Below are 4,348 nucleotides of genomic sequence, written 5' to 3'. Positions count from 1 at the left end.
GTCGGGGCGCCGTAGGCATAAACGGTCGCGTTAAGTATTTGCCGCTTGCTTGGGCTTGGACGCCCAAAACAAGCTTCCGCAAAAATAGCGACTCCCCGGTGTGGTGTTTTACATTCTTGAAATTGTAGACATGCGCTTTTAGACTCTCGGCTATCTCAGCAGAACAGGTTCTTGATAGCGTATCGTAGAACTCTTCATCAGCACTGCGCTTTTTAGGCTTGATCTTGCTTAGGTGCTCAGCAGGTATCGCTTGAGCCTTGTACACTTTATATGTCGCGCTAGAGTTGGGCTTGTCAGGGAAGAGCAAGTCGCCTGTGATTATTCCTTTATCTACTAACAGTGATGTTAGGTTGTAAAGTTCGGAGAGTTTTTGCAGAACCACATCTTTTGTGTAGTTCTGGCACAGGTGTGTGCGGATATATACGAGAGCCTTTGTTAATTCAGCACTGTCATCATTTCTTATAGGGGATTCTAGTAGTCCAATATATGTACCTACTAAGCTGATTACGTAATTCCTTCCTTGGCGTGTCCGGCTTCTGGCATACTTAGCGAGCACGGTATGTGATTCTGGGCATAGAGAGGCAGATAACGAGTAGAGTTTTACTTCGGCTGACACCCCAAAATCCCTACTTGAAACTATCAATTAGAAAAACTATAGTATCAATAAGCATATAAGTAAAATATATTCAGTAAGTTAATTCTAATTGAAATATATGATATAAAGTGACACTCTGAGGTGATTCCCGAAGTGGTCTCGGTGGTGCTCGATCGACGCCCTGCGGATAGCGAGCCCTATACCTTTCCAACGCACTGCCCGGTCTGTGATTCAGAAACGGTGAAACCGGAAGGGGAGGCGGCGACCCGCTGTACCGGCGGTCTCTCATGTCCGGCGCAGCGCAAGAATGCAATCAAACACTTCGCTTCACGTCGCGCGATGGATATCGACGGGCTGGGCGACAAATTGGTCGAGCAGCTGGTCGATGAGGGATTGATCGAGAGCGCTGCAGACCTATACGAATTAGCTAGCAAACGAGATGAGTTGGTTGCGCTAGAGCGCATGGCCGAAAAGTCTGTCGATAATTTGATTGCTGCCATTGAGGTCAGCAAGTCGCGCCCCTTCGAGCGGGTCGTCTTCGGGCTCGGTATTCCGGGAGTCGGTGAGGAGATGGCGCGAGTGCTCGCTAACCACTTCCATACAATTGAGAGTCTCGAAAAGGCTGTGCTTACCGACTTTGTTGAGAGCGGCGGCATTAAAGGGGTGGGGCGCAAGGGGGCTGAGGCATTGGTCGGCTATCTAGAGTCGAATCCTGGGCTGAAATTCGAGGGAAACCATTTTATTCCTTTTCTCGCCGATCTGAAGATCAAAGGCGTTGGTATTAAGGTTGCTGAGGCGATTGCTGCCCGCTATGCAACACTCACAGAACTACGAGAGGCGAGTGTTGATGAGCTGGAGAATGCCAAGAGGGTTAAGGTGCCCGGCTTTGCCGAGGTCAGTGCCAGCAACGTGATTACTTTTTTCCATCAGCAGCACAATCTAGATGTGATCGAGAAGCTGGCCACTGCGGGTGTCACGATGGTTGCCGAAGAGAGCAAGCAACCAGTCGGAGAATTGCCGTTGGAAGGGTTGGTCTTTGTGCTCACCGGTACGCTTGAGTCGATGTCTCGCAACGAGGCAAAAAAGAAGCTGCAGCTACTTGGTGCCAAGGTCACGGGCAGTGTTTCGAAAAGAACGGATTATGTCGTAGCGGGTAGTGAGGCTGGGTCAAAGCTTGTGAAGGCAGAAGCCTTAAGTGTAAAAGTGATAGGGGATGATGAGTTGCAGGAGTTGCTTAGGAGCAAAAAGGAATTGTGAATTGATTGTTGGGTTTAGATTCTATTTCTGAGTTCTTGAGGGTTGTTTTATATTGTAGGTGGTGCGGCAGTTGTACTGCTAATCTTCGGGTTATTGGCTTTTCTAGATGGGGTGTTTATGGTCTACAAAACTGAGCAAGAAAATTTCTGGTCAGGAGATTTTGGTGATGAGTATATCGCAAGGAATCAAGGTGATGCAGAAATCTCTTCGAGTACTGCGATGTTTTCAAATGTATTGCGTACATCAACGCCAATATCAAGTGTGATCGAGTTCGGTGCAAATATTGGAATTAATTTAAAAGCAATACAAAGACTTTTTCCTGAAGTGGATATGTCGGCAGTAGAGATTAATGAAAAAGCTGTAGAGCAGCTACGAAAGATTGAAGGTCTTGAAGTGAAATTTTCGTCAATTCTTGAATTTATTCCGACTGAAGAAAAGGATTTGGTGCTAATTAAAGGTGTTTTGATTCATATCAATCCTGATGAGTTGAATCGAGCTTATGAAGTATTGTACAAGTCAAGCGGTAAATACATATGTATTGCTGAATACTACAATCCATCTCCCGTTGAAGTTGGGTATAGAGGGCATGAAGGGCGTTTGTTTAAAAGAGACTTTGCTGGTGAGATTATGGATATTTATCCTAATTTAGAGCTTGTTGATTACGGTTTTGTTTATCATAGAGATCGTAATTTTCCTCAGGATGATATTACTTGGTTCTTGTTAGAAAAGAAGTGATGTTTTATGTGCTTGATTATTTTGGATGCGAGTGTGGGCGTAGTATAGATCTTCAGCCTGTTTATTCTCTGAAATAGAAATGGTGATCCAGCGCCTTATCTGATTGCCAACAAGTTTTATACAGAGTCAAGTATGATCTGAGAAGCATTTGAAGCGAAAATCCTCCTTATTGTTAGAGCGATCATCCAGTTAAGCGATCATCCAGTTAATTGTTGTAATAATGATAATAGCATTAGTCCGATACGGCTGTTGTAATAGCCGCAGTTTGTACGCTAAGAGGGTGGGTTGTAATGGTGTCGAGAAATTTCCTGTAAAATTCGCCTTCGTGGATTGATCTGATGCTTTTTAAATAAACTCTGATTTTTTTAAAGTAAATTATTAAGATAATAATAGGGCGTTTTGCTATGGGAGTCTGCGGATTCGATTTTGGAACAAGCAATTCTACACTTGGTGTTATTCGAGGTGGTTTTCCAGCGCTAGTTGATCTGGAAAATGGAAAGAAGCCACTTAGGTCGGCAATGTTTTTTAATGAGCTTGATCACTCGATTAGCTTTGGTGAGATAGCTGTCGAGAATTATCTTAATCATGAAGAAGGGCGATTGCTGACATCTCTGAAAAGCGTCCTGGGAACATCGACGATGAACGCTTCCTCGGTGATTTTTAATCAGCATAAGTCATTTAAAGAGATTATTGGTTTTTATGTTGCCCATGTAAAATCGATTGGTGAATCACTTGTAGAAGCAGAGTTGTCCAATGTGGTTGTGGGTCGTCCAGTACATTTTAATGACCGAGATTCAAAAAAAGATAAAGCGGCTGAAAATGTACTAAGAGAAGTGTTTGTTGAGCAGGGATTTAAGGATATTGAGTTCCAGTTTGAGCCAATTGCTGCTGCGAAAACGTTTGGCCATGAAAATACAGCGGATAAGCTGGCCATGATTGTCGATATTGGTGGCGGTACGTCCGATTTCAGTATAGTAAGAACAGGAGACGATGCCGATGGATCATCTGGCGACATTGTTGCTACTGCAGGAATTCATATAGGCGGTACAGATATAGATCAGGTGATCGCCTTACATAAGGTAATGTCTAAGCTTGGTATGGGTGGGACGATGATATCGTCTTCAGGAAAAGAGTTGCCATTACCAAAGTCCTATTTTTATGACATGACAATGTGGCATTTGGTGAGCCAGCTCTACAGTCCAGGAACAGTAAGGAAGATAAAGGATACTTTTCGATATGCCTGCAATATGGATGAGGTGACCAAGTTTTTACAGGTTATCGAAAAACAGGATGGGCATAGGGTGTTAGCAAGTTGTGAGAGCGCCAAAATTGATTTGGTTAGTCATGGTGAGGCACAGATAGATCTTGAATTTGTTGAGACTGGTTTTTCCATATGTTTGTCTCATTCGGATTTGAAGGGTTTGATAATCGAGAAAATTAATAGCGTGCTTAATGAAATAAAATCGATGCTCAAGTCTGTCGGGCTTAGTGGTGATGAAGTCGATGTTATTTATTACACGGGTGGAACAACTAAGATAGATTTTATTAAAAATAGAATCGGTGCCTTGTTTAGAAATGCTCGTACGGTTGAAGGTGATGCATTTGGAAGTGTAGGAACTGGTCTTACTTACGATGCCATGGAGAAATTTAAGTAGATACTAGCGCTGACCGCCATGGATAGCGAAGCGAAGGCGGTTAGTCCGCGATAGTCGACGCCGTCTGCCTATTCGTAGTTGAGAGCGAGAGCGAACGACGGAGAAG

General features: G+C 43.8%; 4 protein-coding genes. 3 read left to right on the top strand and 1 reads right to left on the bottom strand.

Features of this window, described 5'->3' with window-relative positions:
- Positions 1 to 616 (bottom strand): hypothetical protein (locus BOW52_RS17590; protein ID WP_236725793.1); only part of this gene is annotated, 616 nt, incomplete at its 3' end.
- Between the two features lie 120 nt (positions 617 to 736).
- On the opposite strand from BOW52_RS17590, the gene BOW52_RS16305 reads away from it, so the two are divergent.
- From BOW52_RS16305 to BOW52_RS16295, 3 genes are all read left to right on the top strand, one after another.
- Complete coding sequence (locus BOW52_RS16305) at positions 737 to 1,852, top strand: helix-hairpin-helix domain-containing protein (protein ID WP_078485141.1); 1,116 nt, start codon at positions 737 to 739, stop codon at positions 1,850 to 1,852.
- Positions 1,853 to 1,969: 117 nt separating this feature from the next.
- On the top strand, positions 1,970 to 2,587 hold the full coding sequence (locus BOW52_RS16300; RefSeq protein ID WP_078485142.1) for a pseudaminic acid biosynthesis-associated methylase: 618 nt from the start codon (positions 1,970 to 1,972) through the stop codon (positions 2,585 to 2,587).
- A gap of 404 nt (positions 2,588 to 2,991) precedes the next feature.
- A complete protein-coding gene (locus BOW52_RS16295; RefSeq protein WP_078485140.1) occupies positions 2,992 to 4,242 on the top strand; it encodes an Hsp70 family protein in 1,251 nt (416 codons plus the stop codon).
- The last annotated feature ends 106 nt before the right edge of the window (positions 4,243 to 4,348 follow it).

Origin of the sequence: Solemya pervernicosa gill symbiont, assembly GCF_002020875.1 — a bacterium.
In the GTDB taxonomy this organism is placed as follows: Bacteria; Pseudomonadota; Gammaproteobacteria.
Note: the sequence above shows the minus strand (reverse complement) of the source record. Positions and strands in the feature narration are given on the sequence as shown.